10 protein-coding genes and 1 pseudogene are annotated in these 13,222 nt (G+C 68.8%); 5 read left to right on the top strand and 6 right to left on the bottom strand.

Annotated elements, in window-relative coordinates:
- Positions 1-104: 104 nt before the first annotated feature.
- Positions 105-686 carry a peroxidase-related enzyme gene (locus tag JHD82_RS04765; protein WP_013801997.1) on the top strand — a complete coding sequence of 194 codons (582 nt, stop codon included), beginning with the start codon at positions 105-107 and terminating at the stop codon, positions 684-686.
- Here the strand turns inward: JHD82_RS04765 and JHD82_RS04760 are convergent.
- The gene (locus tag JHD82_RS04760; RefSeq protein WP_199135563.1) at positions 655-2,148 is read right to left on the bottom strand and encodes a PLP-dependent aminotransferase family protein; all 1,494 of its coding nucleotides are present in this window, start codon (positions 2,146-2,148) and stop codon (positions 655-657) included. The two genes, JHD82_RS04765 and JHD82_RS04760, sit on opposite strands and share 32 nt — an antisense overlap.
- Positions 2,149-2,244: 96 nt before the next feature.
- On the opposite strand from JHD82_RS04760, the gene JHD82_RS04755 reads away from it, so the two are divergent.
- Positions 2,245-3,039 carry an arylamine N-acetyltransferase gene (locus JHD82_RS04755; protein WP_199135562.1) on the top strand — a complete coding sequence of 265 codons (795 nt, stop codon included), beginning with the start codon at positions 2,245-2,247 and terminating at the stop codon, positions 3,037-3,039.
- A 4-nt stretch (positions 3,040-3,043) separates the two neighbouring features.
- On the opposite strand, the gene JHD82_RS04750 is transcribed toward JHD82_RS04755, so the two are convergent.
- Positions 3,044-4,048: a LacI family DNA-binding transcriptional regulator gene (locus tag JHD82_RS04750; protein WP_199135561.1), complete on the bottom strand. Its 1,005-nt coding sequence runs from the start codon at positions 4,046-4,048 to the stop codon at positions 3,044-3,046.
- Positions 4,049-4,277: 229 nt separating this feature from the next.
- On the opposite strand from JHD82_RS04750, the gene JHD82_RS04745 reads away from it, so the two are divergent.
- Both JHD82_RS04745 and JHD82_RS04740 read left to right on the top strand, forming a co-directional pair.
- Entirely contained in the window at positions 4,278-5,246 is a 969-nt protein-coding gene (locus tag JHD82_RS04745; RefSeq protein WP_026061993.1) for a tripartite tricarboxylate transporter substrate binding protein, read from the top strand.
- Positions 5,247-5,289: 43 nt separating this feature from the next.
- Entirely contained in the window at positions 5,290-6,447 is a 1,158-nt protein-coding gene (locus tag JHD82_RS04740) for a mandelate racemase/muconate lactonizing enzyme family protein (protein ID WP_199135560.1), read from the top strand.
- 6 nt (positions 6,448-6,453) lie between these two features.
- Here the strand turns inward: JHD82_RS04740 and JHD82_RS04735 are convergent, their stop codons facing one another.
- The 3 genes from JHD82_RS04735 to JHD82_RS04725 are packed head-to-tail and all read right to left on the bottom strand — an operon-like array spanning position 6,454 to position 11,031.
- A complete protein-coding gene (locus JHD82_RS04735; RefSeq protein WP_043821568.1) occupies positions 6,454-7,800 on the bottom strand; it encodes a sigma-54 dependent transcriptional regulator in 1,347 nt (448 codons plus the stop codon).
- On the bottom strand, positions 7,797-9,677 hold the full coding sequence (locus tag JHD82_RS04730) for an ATP-binding protein (protein ID WP_012206097.1): 1,881 nt from the start codon (positions 9,675-9,677) through the stop codon (positions 7,797-7,799). The genes JHD82_RS04735 and JHD82_RS04730 overlap by 4 nt, the downstream gene beginning before the upstream one ends.
- Before the next feature lie 46 nt (positions 9,678-9,723).
- Positions 9,724-11,031 carry a dicarboxylate/amino acid:cation symporter gene (locus JHD82_RS04725; protein WP_043782245.1) on the bottom strand — a complete coding sequence of 436 codons (1,308 nt, stop codon included), beginning with the start codon at positions 11,029-11,031 and terminating at the stop codon, positions 9,724-9,726.
- A gap of 308 nt (positions 11,032-11,339) precedes the next feature.
- Here JHD82_RS04725 and JHD82_RS30380 point away from each other — a divergent pair.
- Positions 11,340-11,537, top strand: a pseudogene (locus JHD82_RS30380) (hypothetical protein); the annotation flags it as partial.
- Positions 11,538-11,622: 85 nt separating this feature from the next.
- Here the strand turns inward: JHD82_RS30380 and JHD82_RS04715 are convergent.
- Positions 11,623-13,197, bottom strand: a complete 1,575-nt coding sequence (locus tag JHD82_RS04715) for a methyl-accepting chemotaxis protein (protein ID WP_198819105.1) — start codon at positions 13,195-13,197, stop codon at positions 11,623-11,625.
- Positions 13,198-13,222: the final 25 nt, after the last annotated feature.

Genomic DNA, 13,222 nt, shown 5'->3' with positions numbered 1-13,222 from the left:
CAACCTCGGCGGCAGACAGGCTGTCATGCGCGTTCACCCCGCGCAGCGCAGGCCATGCGAACATGGCCCGCAGCGACAACCACCACACCCAGGAGACAAGACACATGGCCACCGCCCGCTACCCCCAGCCCGAGCTGTCCAGCCTGCCCGAGGACATCCGCACCCGCATCCTTGAAGTGCAGGAAAAGGCAGGCTTCATTCCCAACGTCTTCCTGGCCTTTGCGCGCCGCCCTGCCGAGTGGCGCGCCTTCTTCGCCTACCACGATGCGCTCATGCTCAAGGAAGAAGGCAGCCTGACCAAGGGCGAGCGCGAGATGATCGTCACCACCACCAGCGCGGCCAACCAGTGCCTGTACTGCGTGGTGGCCCACGGCGCCATCCTGCGCATCTACGAAAAGCAGCCCTACGTGGCCGACCAGGTGGCGGTCAACTACCGCAAGGCCGACATCAGCGCCCGCCAGCGCGCCATGCTGGACTTCGCCATGAAGGTCTGCGAACGCAGCCATGAAATCTGCGAGGCCGACTTCGAGGCGCTGTACCCGCATGGCTTCGACGACGAGGACATCTGGGACATCGCCGCCATCACCGCCTTCTTCGGCCTGTCCAACCGCATGGCCAGCTTTGCCGGCATGCAGCCCAATCCCGAGTTCTTCCTCATGGGGCGCGTGCCGCGCGAGAAGAAGTAGGCAGGCCGACCTGTGCCCCCTGGCGCGCCGCAGCACCCTCGACCAAACCCCGGCATATCTCCCCCACCTGCCCCACGGCCCCCAGCAGGCGCGGCGTGGGCTCGTTGGCGCAGTTCAGGCGCAGGTGGTTGGGCAGGTCCGAGCGCGATGAGAACAGCGGGCCGGGGCTGACGCCAATGCCCAGCTCCAGCGCGCGGCGGTGCACCTCCAGTGCATTCACCTGGCGCGGCAGTTCCACCCACAGCAGAAAGCCCGCGCGCGGGGCCGAGACGCGGGTGCCGGGCGGAAAGCTGGCCTCGACCCTGGCCGTGACGGCCTGCACCCCGGCCTGCACGCGGGACTTGAGGCGGCGCAGGTGCCGGTCGTAGTCGCCGCTGGCCAGCACCTCGCTCACGGCAGCCTCCAGCAGCGGCGCACCGGCCCAGTCGCCCGCCAGGCGCACCTGCAGCACCTGGGCATGGAAGCGGCCCGCCGCAATCCAGCCCACGCGCCAGCCCGGCGCCAGGGTCTTGGACACGGAGCCGCAATACAGCACGTTGCCGCTGCCGTCGAAGGCCTTGCAGGCCGGCGGGCGCTGGCCGTCGCCTGCAAGGTCGCCATAGACATCGTCTTCGATCAAGGGAATGCCCGCCCGCTCCAGCAGCGCCACCAGGGCCTGCTTGCGCTCCACCGGCATGCTGGCGCCCAGCGGGTTCTGCACGGTGGGCGATGCCAGCACGGCAGCCGGCCGGTGGCGGGCAATGGCCTCGGCCAGCGGCTCCAGCAGCAGGCCTTCGCGGGGATCGGTGGCAATCTCCAGCGCCTTCAGGCCCAGGTCCTCCAGCAGCAGCAGGCTGCCGAAATAGGCGGGCCGCTCCACGGCCACGACATCGCCGGGCTTGCACACGGCGCGCAGGGCCAGCCGCACGGCCTGGGTGGCGCCTGCCGTCAGGACCAGGTCATCGGGGCCGAAGCGCGCACCCCATTGCGCGGCCCGGGCCGCGATCTGGCCGCGCAGGTCGGCGCGGCCCGGCGGCATGCTGTAGGTCTGCCCGTGCGCGTCCAGGCGGCGCCCGGCGGTCTGCAGCGCGCGCTGCAGCCGGGCCGTGGGCAGCCAGGCCGGATCGGGCAATGCCGCACCCAGCGGGATCAGGCGCGTGTCGGGGCTGCTGAACAGCGAGCGCGCCAGGGCCGACAGGGTCACGGGCACGGGACGCGACGACGGGCGGGACGCCTGCAGCGCCGCGCCGCCGGTTGCCTGCCGCACAAAGTAGCCCGAGCGCGGGCGCGCCACGATCAGGCCCTCGGCCTCCAGGCAGCGCAGCGCCTCCAATGCGGTGGGCAGGCTGACCTGTTCGCGCTCGGCCAGGCTGCGGGCGGAGATCAGCCTGTCGCCGGGGCGCAGTGCGCCGCAGGCCAGCGTCTGGCGCAGGGCCTGGGCAATGCGGCGGTACTGGGGCAAGGGTTCGTTGGTGGTGGGCATACCAATCTGTACAGGTCAGTTTTCTTGGATTCTGCTTATACAGGCATTGGCTGCCCGGATTTATCGTTGCAGCCATCAAGCAACCCGAGGAAACCCATGCAAGCCAGCAATTTCGATCTCCAGGCCTATTTCCGCCGCATCGGCTTCAGTGCCGGTGACTCCGCCAAGGCCGATACCGCCACCTTGCATGCGCTGATGCGCCACCAGTTGTTCGCGGTGCCTTTCGAGAACCTCGACGTGCAGGCCGGCAAGATCGTCTCTCTGGTGCCCGAAGACATTGCGGGCAAGATCCTCGGCGGCGCCCGGGGCGGCTACTGCTACGAGGTGAACGGCCTGTTCGCCATGGCGCTGCAGGCCCTGGGCATTGCCTACCGCTTTGTGGCGGCGCGGCCCATGTTCTACCCTGCCCGCCGCCCCCGCACCCACATGGCCCTGGTGGCCGAGGTCGAGGGACGGCGCTGGCTGTGCGACCTGGGCTTTGGCAGCTACGGCATACGCGCCCCCATGGCCCTGGACGTGCTGGACACCGAGGTCCGCCAGGACGGCGACACCTTCCGCCTGAGCCTGGACGACCAGGGCGAATACCTGCTGCAGGCCCGCGTGGACGGTGAATGGGCCAACCAGTACGCCTTCAACCTGTCGCCCCAGGAATGGGTGGATTTCGCCCCCGCCAACTACCTGAACTCCACGCACCCGGATGCCATCTTCGTGCAAAAGCGGGTGGTGGTGCTGCACCAGCCGGCCGGCCGCATGATCCTGGTGGGCGACGCGCTCAAGACCATCACGGCCAGCGGCACCGAGACCAGGCAGCTGGCCCCTAATGAAATCCAGCACGTGCTGGGCAGCCTGTTCGGGCTGGCGACCGAGCGCCAGGCGGCTGCCGTGTGCTGACCCTCTAGGTTCGGCGGGTCGAATCCCGCTCGATCAGCTCGAACCCCAGGTCGAACGCCGAGCGCCCGGCACTGTGGCCCTTGCAGCGTGCCAGCACGAGTTCGGCGGCCAGACGGCCTATGCCCGGTCCGTCCACATGCACGGTGGTCAGCGACGGCAGCAGGTGGGCCGCGAAATCGGCATTGCCGAAGCCCGAGACGGCCAGGTCCACGGGCACGCGCAGGCCGCGCGCCTGGGCTTCCACCAAAATGCCGTGGGCCAGCATGTCCGAGCTGCAGACCACGGCCTGCAGATCGGGCTGCTGCGCCAGCAACTGGCCCAGCGCCTGCCGGCCCAGCTCCAGGCTGCCGGGCGCGGACACGGTGATCGTGGGCACCTCGCGGCCCCAGGCTGCGAGAAAGCCTTCGCGCCGCTGCTGGGCCCGGTGGTCGCTGCCCGTGGCCATGCCCACGCGCTGCAGGCCGCGCGAGAGGAAATAGCCGGCCAGCGCGCTGCCCACCTTCAGGTGGGAAAAGCCCACCACCATGTCCAGCGGCCGGTCGCTGAAGTCCCAGGTTTCCACCACGGGAATGCCGGTCCTGCGCAGCCGCTCGCGCGCCTTGTCGGACTGCACCAGGCCCATCATCACAATGCCGTCGGGCTGGCGCCCGATCATGGCGTTGAGCACCTCCTCCTCCCGCTGCTCGTCGTAGAAGGTCTGGCCCAGCAGCAGCTTATAGCCCTCCTGCGCCAGCGTGGCCGTCAATGACTGCACCGTGGGCAGAAACTGCGACACCGACAGCGCGGGCACCACGCCCGCCACCATGCGGCTGCGCCTGGACTTGAGCCCCCCCGCCAGCAGGTTGGGGATATAGCCCGTGGCCTCCACGGCCTGGCGCACGCGCTCGCGCGTCTTCTCCGAAACGATGGAAGGATTGCCCAGTGCGCGCGAGGCCGTGATCAGCGAGACGCCGGCCGCCTCGGCCACGTCGTGCAGCGTGGCGGGCCTGGGTGGTGTGGGTGTGTTCATGGGCAAGCGCGATCGCGGGCTGGTATCGGGGACGGGCCTGAAGATAGCAGACCGCCCTCCACGCACGGGCGCCAGGCCTGCCCTGCATCGCAGAAATCGTGATTGACAGCCAAAATGACAACGATATCATTTTGCTGAAAGCGCAAATCCTTGCATCTAAAAAATGGCATCGGCGCTTTTTCATTTCCCCGGAAATGACAACGATGTCATTCACAAATCAGGAGACAAGATGAATCACATTCTTCGTGCCATGGCGCTGGCCCTGGCCGCGCTCGCTGCCTTTTCTGCATCGGCCCAGGCCTGGCCAGACAGGCCCGTCACCCTGGTCGTGCCCTTCCCCGCCGGCGGCTCCACCGACCAGGTCGCGCGCGCCGTGGCGCCCAGGCTGGGCGAGAAGCTCAGGCAGTCCTTCGTGGTGGAGAACAAGGCCGGCGCGACGGGCACCATCGGCGCGGCCTTCGTGCAGCGCGCGGCGGCGGACGGGCAGACCTTTCTCGTCACCTCGCTGGGCCCGCTGGTCATCGTGCCCCACCTGATCAAGAACCTGCCCTACGACGCGCTCAAGGACTTCGACCTGATCACCGTGGCAGTGCAGTCGCCCAACGTGCTGGTCGTGCCCGCAAGCTCGCCGCACAAAAGCGTGGCCGACGTGGTCGCCCACCTCAAGGCCCATCCGGGCAAGATGAGCTTTGCCTCGGCCGGTCACGGCTCCAGCGACCACCTGACGGCCGAACTGTTCTGGCAGCAAACGGGCACCCAGGGCGTGCACATCCCCTACAAGGGCGGCGCGCCCGCCCATGCCGACCTGATCGGCGGCCAGGTCGATGCCTCGTTCCAGAACATCAATGCCGTGATCCAGCACATCCGGGCCGGCAAGATGCGCGCCCTGGCCGTGACCAGCCCGCGCCGCTCGCCCGTGCTGCCGGACCTGCCCACGCTGGCCGAGGCCGGGGTGAAGAACGTGGAAGTCGCCTCCTGGCAGGCCATCGTCGCGCCCAAGGGCCTGCCGCCTGCGCTGCGCGACAAGGCCCATGCGGCCTTTGTCGAGGCGCTCAACGATCCCCGGGTGCGCGAGCAGTTCGTCTCCATCGGCTACGAGATGGTGGCCGGCACGCCCCAGCAGTTCGCCGAGTTCCAGCGCCAGGAATACGCGCGCTGGAAGTCGGTCATCGAGGCCGGAAAGATCAGCATCGACTGATGCCTGCCCCTGTCCTTTTCCCAACCACCGCACTCCCGCATCCATGACTTCTTCCGCGCTCTCCGAAACCACCAGCCAGGACCGCATCCAGTGGATACGCCTGTCGTCCTGCTACCTCCCCCTGGCCCGGCCCATCAGCGATGCCAAGGTGCTCACGGGCCGCCAAAAGCCCATGACCGAGGTCGCCATGCTGTTCGCCGAGATCCAGACCCGCGACGGCCACCGGGGCCTGGGCCTGAGCTACGCCAAGCGCGCAGGCGGCCCGGGCCAATTCGCCCATGCCAGCGAAATCGCGCCCACCCTGCTGGGCGAGGACCCCAGCGACATCGCACGGCTGTGGACACGTATGTGCTGGGCCGGCGCCTCCGTGGGCCGCAGCGGGCTGGCCGTGCAGGCCATCGCGGCCTTTGACGTGGCGCTGTACGACATCAAGGCGCGCCGCGCAGGCCTGTCGCTGTCCAAGCTGCTGGGCTCGCAGCGCGAATCCGTGCGCTGCTACAACACCTCGGGCGGCTTTCTGCACACGCCGCTCGATGAGCTCAAGCGCAACGCCAGCGCCTCGCTGGAGCGCGGCATTGGCGGCATCAAGCTCAAGGTGGGCCAGCCCGACTGCGCGCTGGACATACGGCGCGTGGAGGCCATGCGCACCCACCTGGGCGATGCCGCGCCCATCATGGTCGATGCCAACCAGCAATGGGACCGCCCCACGGCCCAGCGCATGTGCCGTGTCTTCGAGGAATTCAACCTGGTCTGGATCGAGGAGCCGCTGGACGCCTACGACCACGAAGGCCATGCCGCGCTGGCCGCGCGCTTCGACACGCCGATCGCCACCGGCGAGATGCTGACCAGCGCCGCCGAGCACGGCGATCTCATACGCCACCGCAGCGCCGACTTCCTCATGCCCGACGCGCCGCGCGTGGGCGGCATCACGCCCTTCCTGCAGATCGCGGCCCAGGCCGAACTGGCCCACCTGAGCCTGGCGCCCCACTTCGCCATGGAACTGCACGTGCACCTGGCCGCCACCTGCGCCAACGAGCCCTGGGTGGAACACTTCGACTGGCTGGAGCCGCTGTTCAACGAACGCCTGGAAATCGCCGATGGCCGCATGCTCGTGCCCACGCGCCCCGGCCTGGGACTGAGCCTGAGCGAGCAGGCGCGGCGCTGGACGCGCGAAAGCGTGGAGTTCGGGGAGCGGGGTTGAGGGTCCCTACCCATCCAGCCCGTACTTGCGGATCTTGTCGTGCAGCGTGGTCTTGGGCATGGACAGGGCTTCGGCCGTGCGCGCCAGGCTGCCGGCGTGGCGGCGCAGGGCGTCGGCGATGAGGGCGCGCTCGAAGGCCTCGACAGCGGCGGACAGCGGCCGGGGCGCGGCGTCCTGCGCCGTGGTGCCGGCCGGCTGGCCGAAGGGGGGCGAGCCGGTCTCGATGCCCAGCACCGTGCGCTCGGCCACGTTGCGCAGCTCGCGCACGTTGCCGGGCCAGTCATAGCCCAGCAACTGCTGCACGCGCGCGGTGGTCAGCTCGGGCACGGGCCGCTGGTGGCGCGCGGCGCCCTGCAGCGCGAAGTGCTCGAACAGCAGCGGCACGTCCTCGCGCCGCTCGCGCAGCGGCGGCAGCGAGACGGTGGCCACGTTCAGGCGGTAGTAGAGGTCGGCGCGGAACAGGCCTTGCCGGCTCAACTCCAGCAGATCCACCTTGGTGGCCGCGATCACGCGGCAGTCGATGGGGATCAGGGTGTTGGAGCCCAGGCGCTCCAGCACGCGTTCCTGCAGCACGCGCAGCAGCTTGATCTGCATGGGCAGGGGCATGCTCTCGATTTCGTCCAGGAACAGCGTGCCGCCGCTGGCGTGCTCCAGCTTGCCGATGCGCTTCTTGCCCGCGCCGGTATAGGCGCCGGCCTCGCTGCCGAACATCTCGCTGTCGAACAGCGTGTCGGGCAGGCCGCCGCAGTTGACGGCCACGAAGTTGCCCTCGCGCCGCGCGCTGGCTTCGTGCAGGCAGCGCGCCACCAGTTCCTTGCCCGTGCCGGTCTCGCCCTGGATCAGCACATCGGCCGCGCTCTGCGCCAGCCCCGTGAGCATCTGGCGCAGCTGCCGCATGTTGGGCGCGCGGCCTATCAGCCGGTGCTCCAGGCTGTCGCGCTGGTCCAGCTGCTGGCGCAGCGCCCGCACTTCCAGCACCAGGCGGCGGCGCTCCAGGGCGCGGCGCACGGCGCCGACCAGGGTTTCGGGGGCGAAGGGTTTCTGGATGAAGTCCTGGGCGCCGTCCTTCATGGCCTGCACGGCCATGGAGATGTCGCCGTGGCCGGTGATCAGCACCACGGGCAGTTCCGGGTCCATGGCCACCAGCTCGCGCAGGAAGGCCATGCCGTCCATGCGCGGCAGGCGGATGTCGCTGACCACGATGCCCGCGAAGTCGCGCGACAGGCGCCGGCGCGCCTGCTCGGCGCTGCCCACGCTTTCACAGGCGATGCCTTCGAGCTGCAGAGCCTGCTCGCAGCCGAGCACGATGTCGGGGTCATCCTCGATGATCAGGACTTTGAGGGCGTCGGTCATGGTGTGTCGGCAGAGGGTGTGGAGGGTGCCAGGGCCAGGCTCAGCGTGAAGACGGCGCCGCCGCCCGGATGGTTGCTGCCCGTCAGCGTGCCGCCGCATTCACGCACGATGCCGGCCGACAGCGCCAGCCCCAGGCCCAGGCCCACGCCCTCTTCCTTGGTGGTGAAGAACGGCTGGAACAGATGGGCCTGCGCCGCTTCGCTCAGGCCAGGGCCGTGGTCGCGCACGGTGACCTGGGCGCGGCCATCGGCCACGGCGCAGGCCAGCTCCAGGCAGGGCGCGGGCTGGCCGCGCATGGCGTCCAGGGAGTTGTTGATCAGGTTGATCAGCACCTGCTCGATGCGGTTGCGGTCGCACCAGGCCACGGCCTCGGGCACGCCGTCATCGCGCAGGATGCGGGCGCCGGTCTCGGCCACGCGCGACTCCAGCACCGCCAGCGCATTGTCCAGCGCATGCGCCAGCGGCACGGCCTGGCTGGCGCCGCTGGACTTGCGCGCGAAGTTGCGCAGCTGGCCGGTGATGCGGCCCATGCGGTCGGCCAGCTGCGCCATGCGCTCCAGGTTCACGCGCGTGGTTTCGGTATCGCCGCGCTCCAGAAAGCGCTGGCTGTTGCCGGCCAGGGTGCGCAGCGCCGTCAGCGGCTGATTGAGTTCATGGGCCACGCCCGTGGACAGCTGGCCTATCACGGCCAGCTTGCCGGCCTGCACCAGTTCGTCCTGGGCGGCGCGCAGCGTGGCCTCGGCGTGTGTGCGCTCGGCCACCTCGGCCTGCAGCGCCTCGTTGGCGGCCGACAGGTCGGCCGTGCGCTGCTCCACCTTGCGCTCGAGCTCGTCGTGCGCGGCCTGCAGCGCCTCGCGCGCGGCCAGCCGGTCGCGCAGGTGGCGGCGGCGCTCGTTGACCATCATGGCCAGCAGCAGCACAAAGGCCGCGCCCACGGCCGCGGCCAGCGCGCGGCTCTGGGCCAGCTGGTCGACCTGCTCCAGGTGCGAGAGCACGGTGATCGTCCAGGGCGTGCCCGGCAGCTGGCGAGACTGGGCCAGGAAGCGGCCGCTGACCGGGTAGACCGAGCCTGGCGATTCCTCGCCATGGCGGGCAATGCGCACCAGGCGCGCGCCCTGGCCCAGGTCGCGCAGCACCTGCAGGCCCAGCGGCTCCAGCGCGCGGCGGTTGTACTGGCGCGTGTGGTCGAAGGCGGCGCGCGTGCCCTCGTCCAGCGTGCGCAAGGTGGTGAATTTCCAGTCGGAGACCGTGCCCAGGATGACGACGCCGTTCTCGTCGCCCACCAGCACGGGCGCCTCCACCGTGGACCACGATTGCTCCAGCTGGTCCAGGCTGACCTTGACCACGGCCACGCCCAGGGTGTGGGTGTCGTCGCCCAGGGTGGAGGCCAGGTAGTAGCCGGGCTCGCCGCGCGTGGTGCCTATGCCGAAGAAGCGCGCGCTGCCCGTGGCCATGGCGGTGCGGTAGTAGGGGCGAAAGCTCAGGTCCTCGCCCATGTAGCTGTCGGAGCGCCGCCAGTTGCTGGAGGCCACGACGTGGCCGCGCGCATCGACCAGGTAGGCGGTCAGCGTGCCCGCGCGGTCGTTGAGCTGCTCCAGGTAGGCGTTGACGCGGTTGGTGAGCTGCTCGTCGCCGGGCTCGGCCAGCAGCCTTTGCACATTGCCTTCCAGTGCCAGCACGTCGGGCAGGAAGGCATATTTGCCGATCTCGCGCTGCAGGCTGGCGCCGTACAGCTCCAGCCGGTGCATGCCCGTGGCACGCAGATCGGCGATGCCCAGCCGCTGCGCCAGCAGGTACGCACCCCAGCCGCTCAGCCCGCTCAGGGCAAGCCACAGCAAAAGCAGGATGAGCTGGCGCAGGGGGCGGCGGGCGGGCATGGTGAAGGCACCGATGTTATCAGTGCCCCCCCGCGCCGCCTGGGCCTCAGGCCGAGACAGCGGGCCGCCCTTGCTCGGAATGGTCCGTGGGCAGCAGGGACTCGTCGTCATCCGTGGCCGCGGTCGGATCGACGGCGCCTTCCCACTTGGCCACCACGGCCGTGGCGATCGCATTGCCCAGCACATTGGTCAGGGTGCGGCCCATGTCCAGGAAGTGGTCGATGCCCAGGATCAGCAGGATGCCGGCCTCGGGCAGGCCGAACATGGGCAGCACGGCGGCCACCACCACCAGCGATGCGCGCGGCACGCCGGCAATGCCCTTGCTGGAGACCATCAGCACCAGCAGCATGGTGATCTGGGCCGTCAGCGTCATGTCGATGCCGTAGGCCTGGGCGATGAAGATGGCCAGGAAGGTGGTGTAGACCATCGAGCCGTCCAGGTTGAACGAGTAGCCCAGCGGCAGCACGAAGCCGATGATGCGCGGCTTGATGCCGAACTTCTCCAGCTGCTCCATCAGCTTGGGATAGGTCGATTCGCTGCTGGCCGTGGAAAAGCCCACCAGCAGCGGGCCGCGGATCAGGCTCAGCAGGCGGAAGATGTCACGGCCCAGCACGCAGTAGCCGGCCACGATCAGCAGCACCCACAGCGTGGCCAGGGCCAGGTAGAAGCACAGCATGAACTTGCCGAACACCGACAGCATGCCCAGGCCATGGATGGTGATGGTGCCGGCCACGGCGCCGAACACGCCCACGGGGGCGAAGCGCATCACGTAGTCGGTGACCTTGAGCATGATGTGGACCACTTCGTCCATCAGGCCTACCATGGAGCGCGCGGCCTGGTTGTGCAGGTTGCCCAGCGCAATGCCGAAGAACAGCGCGAACACCAGGATCTGCAGCACCTCGTTGGTGGCCATGGCCTCGAAGATGTTCTTGGGGAACACGTGGGCGATGAAGTCCTTGAGGTTCAGCGCCGAGGTCTTGAGGTTCAGGCCCTCGGCCGACGACGGCAGGGCCACGCTCAGGCCATGGCCGGGCTGCAGCACGTTCGCATAGATCAGGCCGATGGCCAGCGAGCAGAACGAGGCCACGATGAACCAGCCCAGCGCGCGGCCGCCGATGCGGCCCACGGCCTTGGCGTCGCCCATGTTGGCCAGGCCCGACACCAGGGTGGCGAACACCAGGGGCGCGATGATCATCTTGATCATGCGCAGGAAGACATCGGTGAGGATGCCGAAGTAGCTGGCGATTTCCTTGGCGGCCTCGGGCGTGGGTGCGTAGCTGTTGCAGGCATAGCCCACCAGCACGCCGAGGACCATGGCCACAAGCACCATGGTGGTCAAGCGGTTGAATTTCATGCGGATTTTTCGTTGGACGTATTTCGGTCTTGCAAGCGAGCCCGGCCACCACGGCTGCCGGCACGGGCCGGATGCCACAGCGAAGACGGGCTTGTCTCCCTGCATACACAACCACGATGCACGTGGCCTGCGCCTGACAGTGCACAGACCGTGCCAGCCGCATCCGGCACCTGCACCCCGCGCTAACTGCTTGATTCGCCTATATCGACCTTACTTTTATGCATAAGGTGGCACGGAAATCCGAACGATGAAGTGCAGGCGCCGTTCGGAAAACCGGATGGTAAGACCTGCGGCCTCCGGCCCTCCCGGCCCGCGCCCTGCAAAGCATCCGCGACAGCGCCGAGACGCTGGCCGACTACGCCGGCACCGAGGCCCAGGCCATGGGCTGCGGGTTTGAAGACGCGGCCGAGATGCGCCGCGCCGAAGCGGCCGAGGCAGCCGCCAAAGCCATGGCACAACTGTTTGAACACCGGCCGGTGCCCGGGCAGGACGGCAGCAGCGGCTGATGCTCCGGCGCCTGTAGAGGGGCCCGCTCTCCCAGGGTCCCGCACCGCGTCTTCACCGGTGCGTCAACCCTGCGCCAACCCTGCCTCAACCCTGCGCCTGAGGCCCCAGGCGAAAAACGCTCACGGACTGCACAAGGTCATGCGCCTGCTGCCGCAGGCTCGTGGCTGCCGCCGCCATTTCCTCCACCAGGGCCGCGTTTTGCTGTGTCGCCTGGTCCATCTGCATGACCGCCTCGCCCACCTGCGCAACGCCGCTGCGTTGTTCGGCGGAAGCCGCGCTGATCTCTCCCATGAGGTCGGTGACGCTGCGTATGCTCGTCACCACTTCAGCCATGGTGCCCCCCGCGCGGTCGGCCAGCACAGAGCCCTGTTCGACCCGCTCGACGCTGTCGGAGATCAGGGCCTTGATCTCCTTGGCCGCCGCCGCGCTGCGGCCGGCCAGGCTGCGGACCTCGGAGGCCACCACAGCGAAGCCACGGCCCTGTTCACCGGCACGCGCAGCCTCCACCGCAGCGTTCAGCGCCAGGATGTTGGTCTGGAACGCGATGCCGTCGATGACGTTGATGATGTCGGCGATGCGGCGCGAACTTTCACTGATGCCCTTCATCGTGTCCACGACCTGGGTGACCACCTCGCCCGCCTGCCCGGCCACGCCGCTGGCCTGCTGCGCGAGCGCGTTGGCCTTGCCCGCGCCATCAGCGTTCTGGGTCACGGTGGCTCCGAGCTGCTCCATGGAGGCCGCCGTCTGTTCAAGCGCGCTGGCCTGGCTCTCGGTCCGAGAGGACAGGTCGGTGTTGCCCTGGGCAATCTGCGTGCTTGCACTTGCCACGGATTCGCTGCCGCTGCGCACGACGGCCACGACCTGCGATAGCGCATCACTCATCTCGCCGAGGCTGCGCAGCAGGGTACCCACTTCATCGTGGGTGGTGGCCTCCACCCGCTGCGTCAGATCCCCGCATGCCACCGCGCGTGCCACCTGGATGGCACGGCCAATGGGGCCGGTGATGGAGCGCGTGACCCAGGTCCCCAGCAAGGCGGCCAGCACGACAGCCACCAGCGCGCCGCCCAGCTCGAACGCCAGCGTCATTGCCGCCAGCGACTCGGTGCGCGTCAGGCGCTCGGCCATGAGCTGCTCCTCCTCTCGCACCAGGTCCGCCTGCAGTGCGCGCAGCCCATCCATGGCCGCCTTCTCGCGCCCCAGAGAGAACTCGCGAACCAGATCCTCGACCGTTGCCGTGCCGTCCTGAACTTGCCGCCGCAGCGCCTGCAGCGGCTGCACCGCCTGCACGAATTCACGGTGGCGCAGCCGGATTCCGTCGAGCCGGCGCTGCTGGGCGGGGTTGTCCTCGGTCAGGCGTACGGCCTCCTGCCAGGAGGCCTCGAACTCCTTGAGTCCTTCATCCCAGGGGGCAAGAAAACGGGAGTCGCCCGACAGGAGATAGCCCCGCGAGGCCGTCTCCATGTTGACCATGCCCGTGAGCATGCGCTGTCCCTGGGACATGACCTTGAAGGTGTGCTCGTTCCATTGCTGGGCCTCCTTGAGCCGGGACTGGCTGCTCACGGCCAGCGCGATGACAAGAAGAAAAATGGCGATGACGCATGCGAAGGCAGCTGCGAGACGGCGGGCCAGTGGCCAGTTGGACAAATTCATGATGATCATCGGTACGAACTGCGTGGCCGGAAAG

This window comes from Delftia sp. ASV31, from assembly GCF_016428765.1.
In the GTDB taxonomy this organism is placed as follows: domain Bacteria; phylum Pseudomonadota; class Gammaproteobacteria; order Burkholderiales; family Burkholderiaceae_C; genus Comamonas; species Comamonas acidovorans.
Note: the sequence above shows the minus strand (reverse complement) of the source record. Positions and strands in the feature narration are given on the sequence as shown.

Bases quoted from the DNA above. Each gene is read 5' to 3' on its own strand.
- JHD82_RS04765 (WP_013801997.1), top strand. From the start codon at position 105: ATGGCCACCGCCCGCTACCCCCAGCCCGAGCTGTCCAGCCTGCCCGAG.
- JHD82_RS04760 (WP_199135563.1), bottom strand. From the start codon at position 2,148: ATGCCCACCACCAACGAACCCTTGCCCCAGTACCGCCGCATTGCCCAG.
- JHD82_RS04755 (WP_199135562.1), top strand. From the start codon at position 2,245: ATGCAAGCCAGCAATTTCGATCTCCAGGCCTATTTCCGCCGCATCGGC.
- JHD82_RS04750 (WP_199135561.1), bottom strand. From the start codon at position 4,048: ATGAACACACCCACACCACCCAGGCCCGCCACGCTGCACGACGTGGCC.
- JHD82_RS04745 (WP_026061993.1), top strand. From the start codon at position 4,278: ATGAATCACATTCTTCGTGCCATGGCGCTGGCCCTGGCCGCGCTCGCT.
- JHD82_RS04740 (WP_199135560.1), top strand. From the start codon at position 5,290: ATGACTTCTTCCGCGCTCTCCGAAACCACCAGCCAGGACCGCATCCAG.
- JHD82_RS04735 (WP_043821568.1), bottom strand. From the start codon at position 7,800: ATGACCGACGCCCTCAAAGTCCTGATCATCGAGGATGACCCCGACATC.
- JHD82_RS04730 (WP_012206097.1), bottom strand. From the start codon at position 9,677: ATGCCCGCCCGCCGCCCCCTGCGCCAGCTCATCCTGCTTTTGCTGTGG.
- JHD82_RS04725 (WP_043782245.1), bottom strand. From the start codon at position 11,031: ATGAAATTCAACCGCTTGACCACCATGGTGCTTGTGGCCATGGTCCTC.
- JHD82_RS04715 (WP_198819105.1), bottom strand. From the start codon at position 13,197: ATGATCATCATGAATTTGTCCAACTGGCCACTGGCCCGCCGTCTCGCA.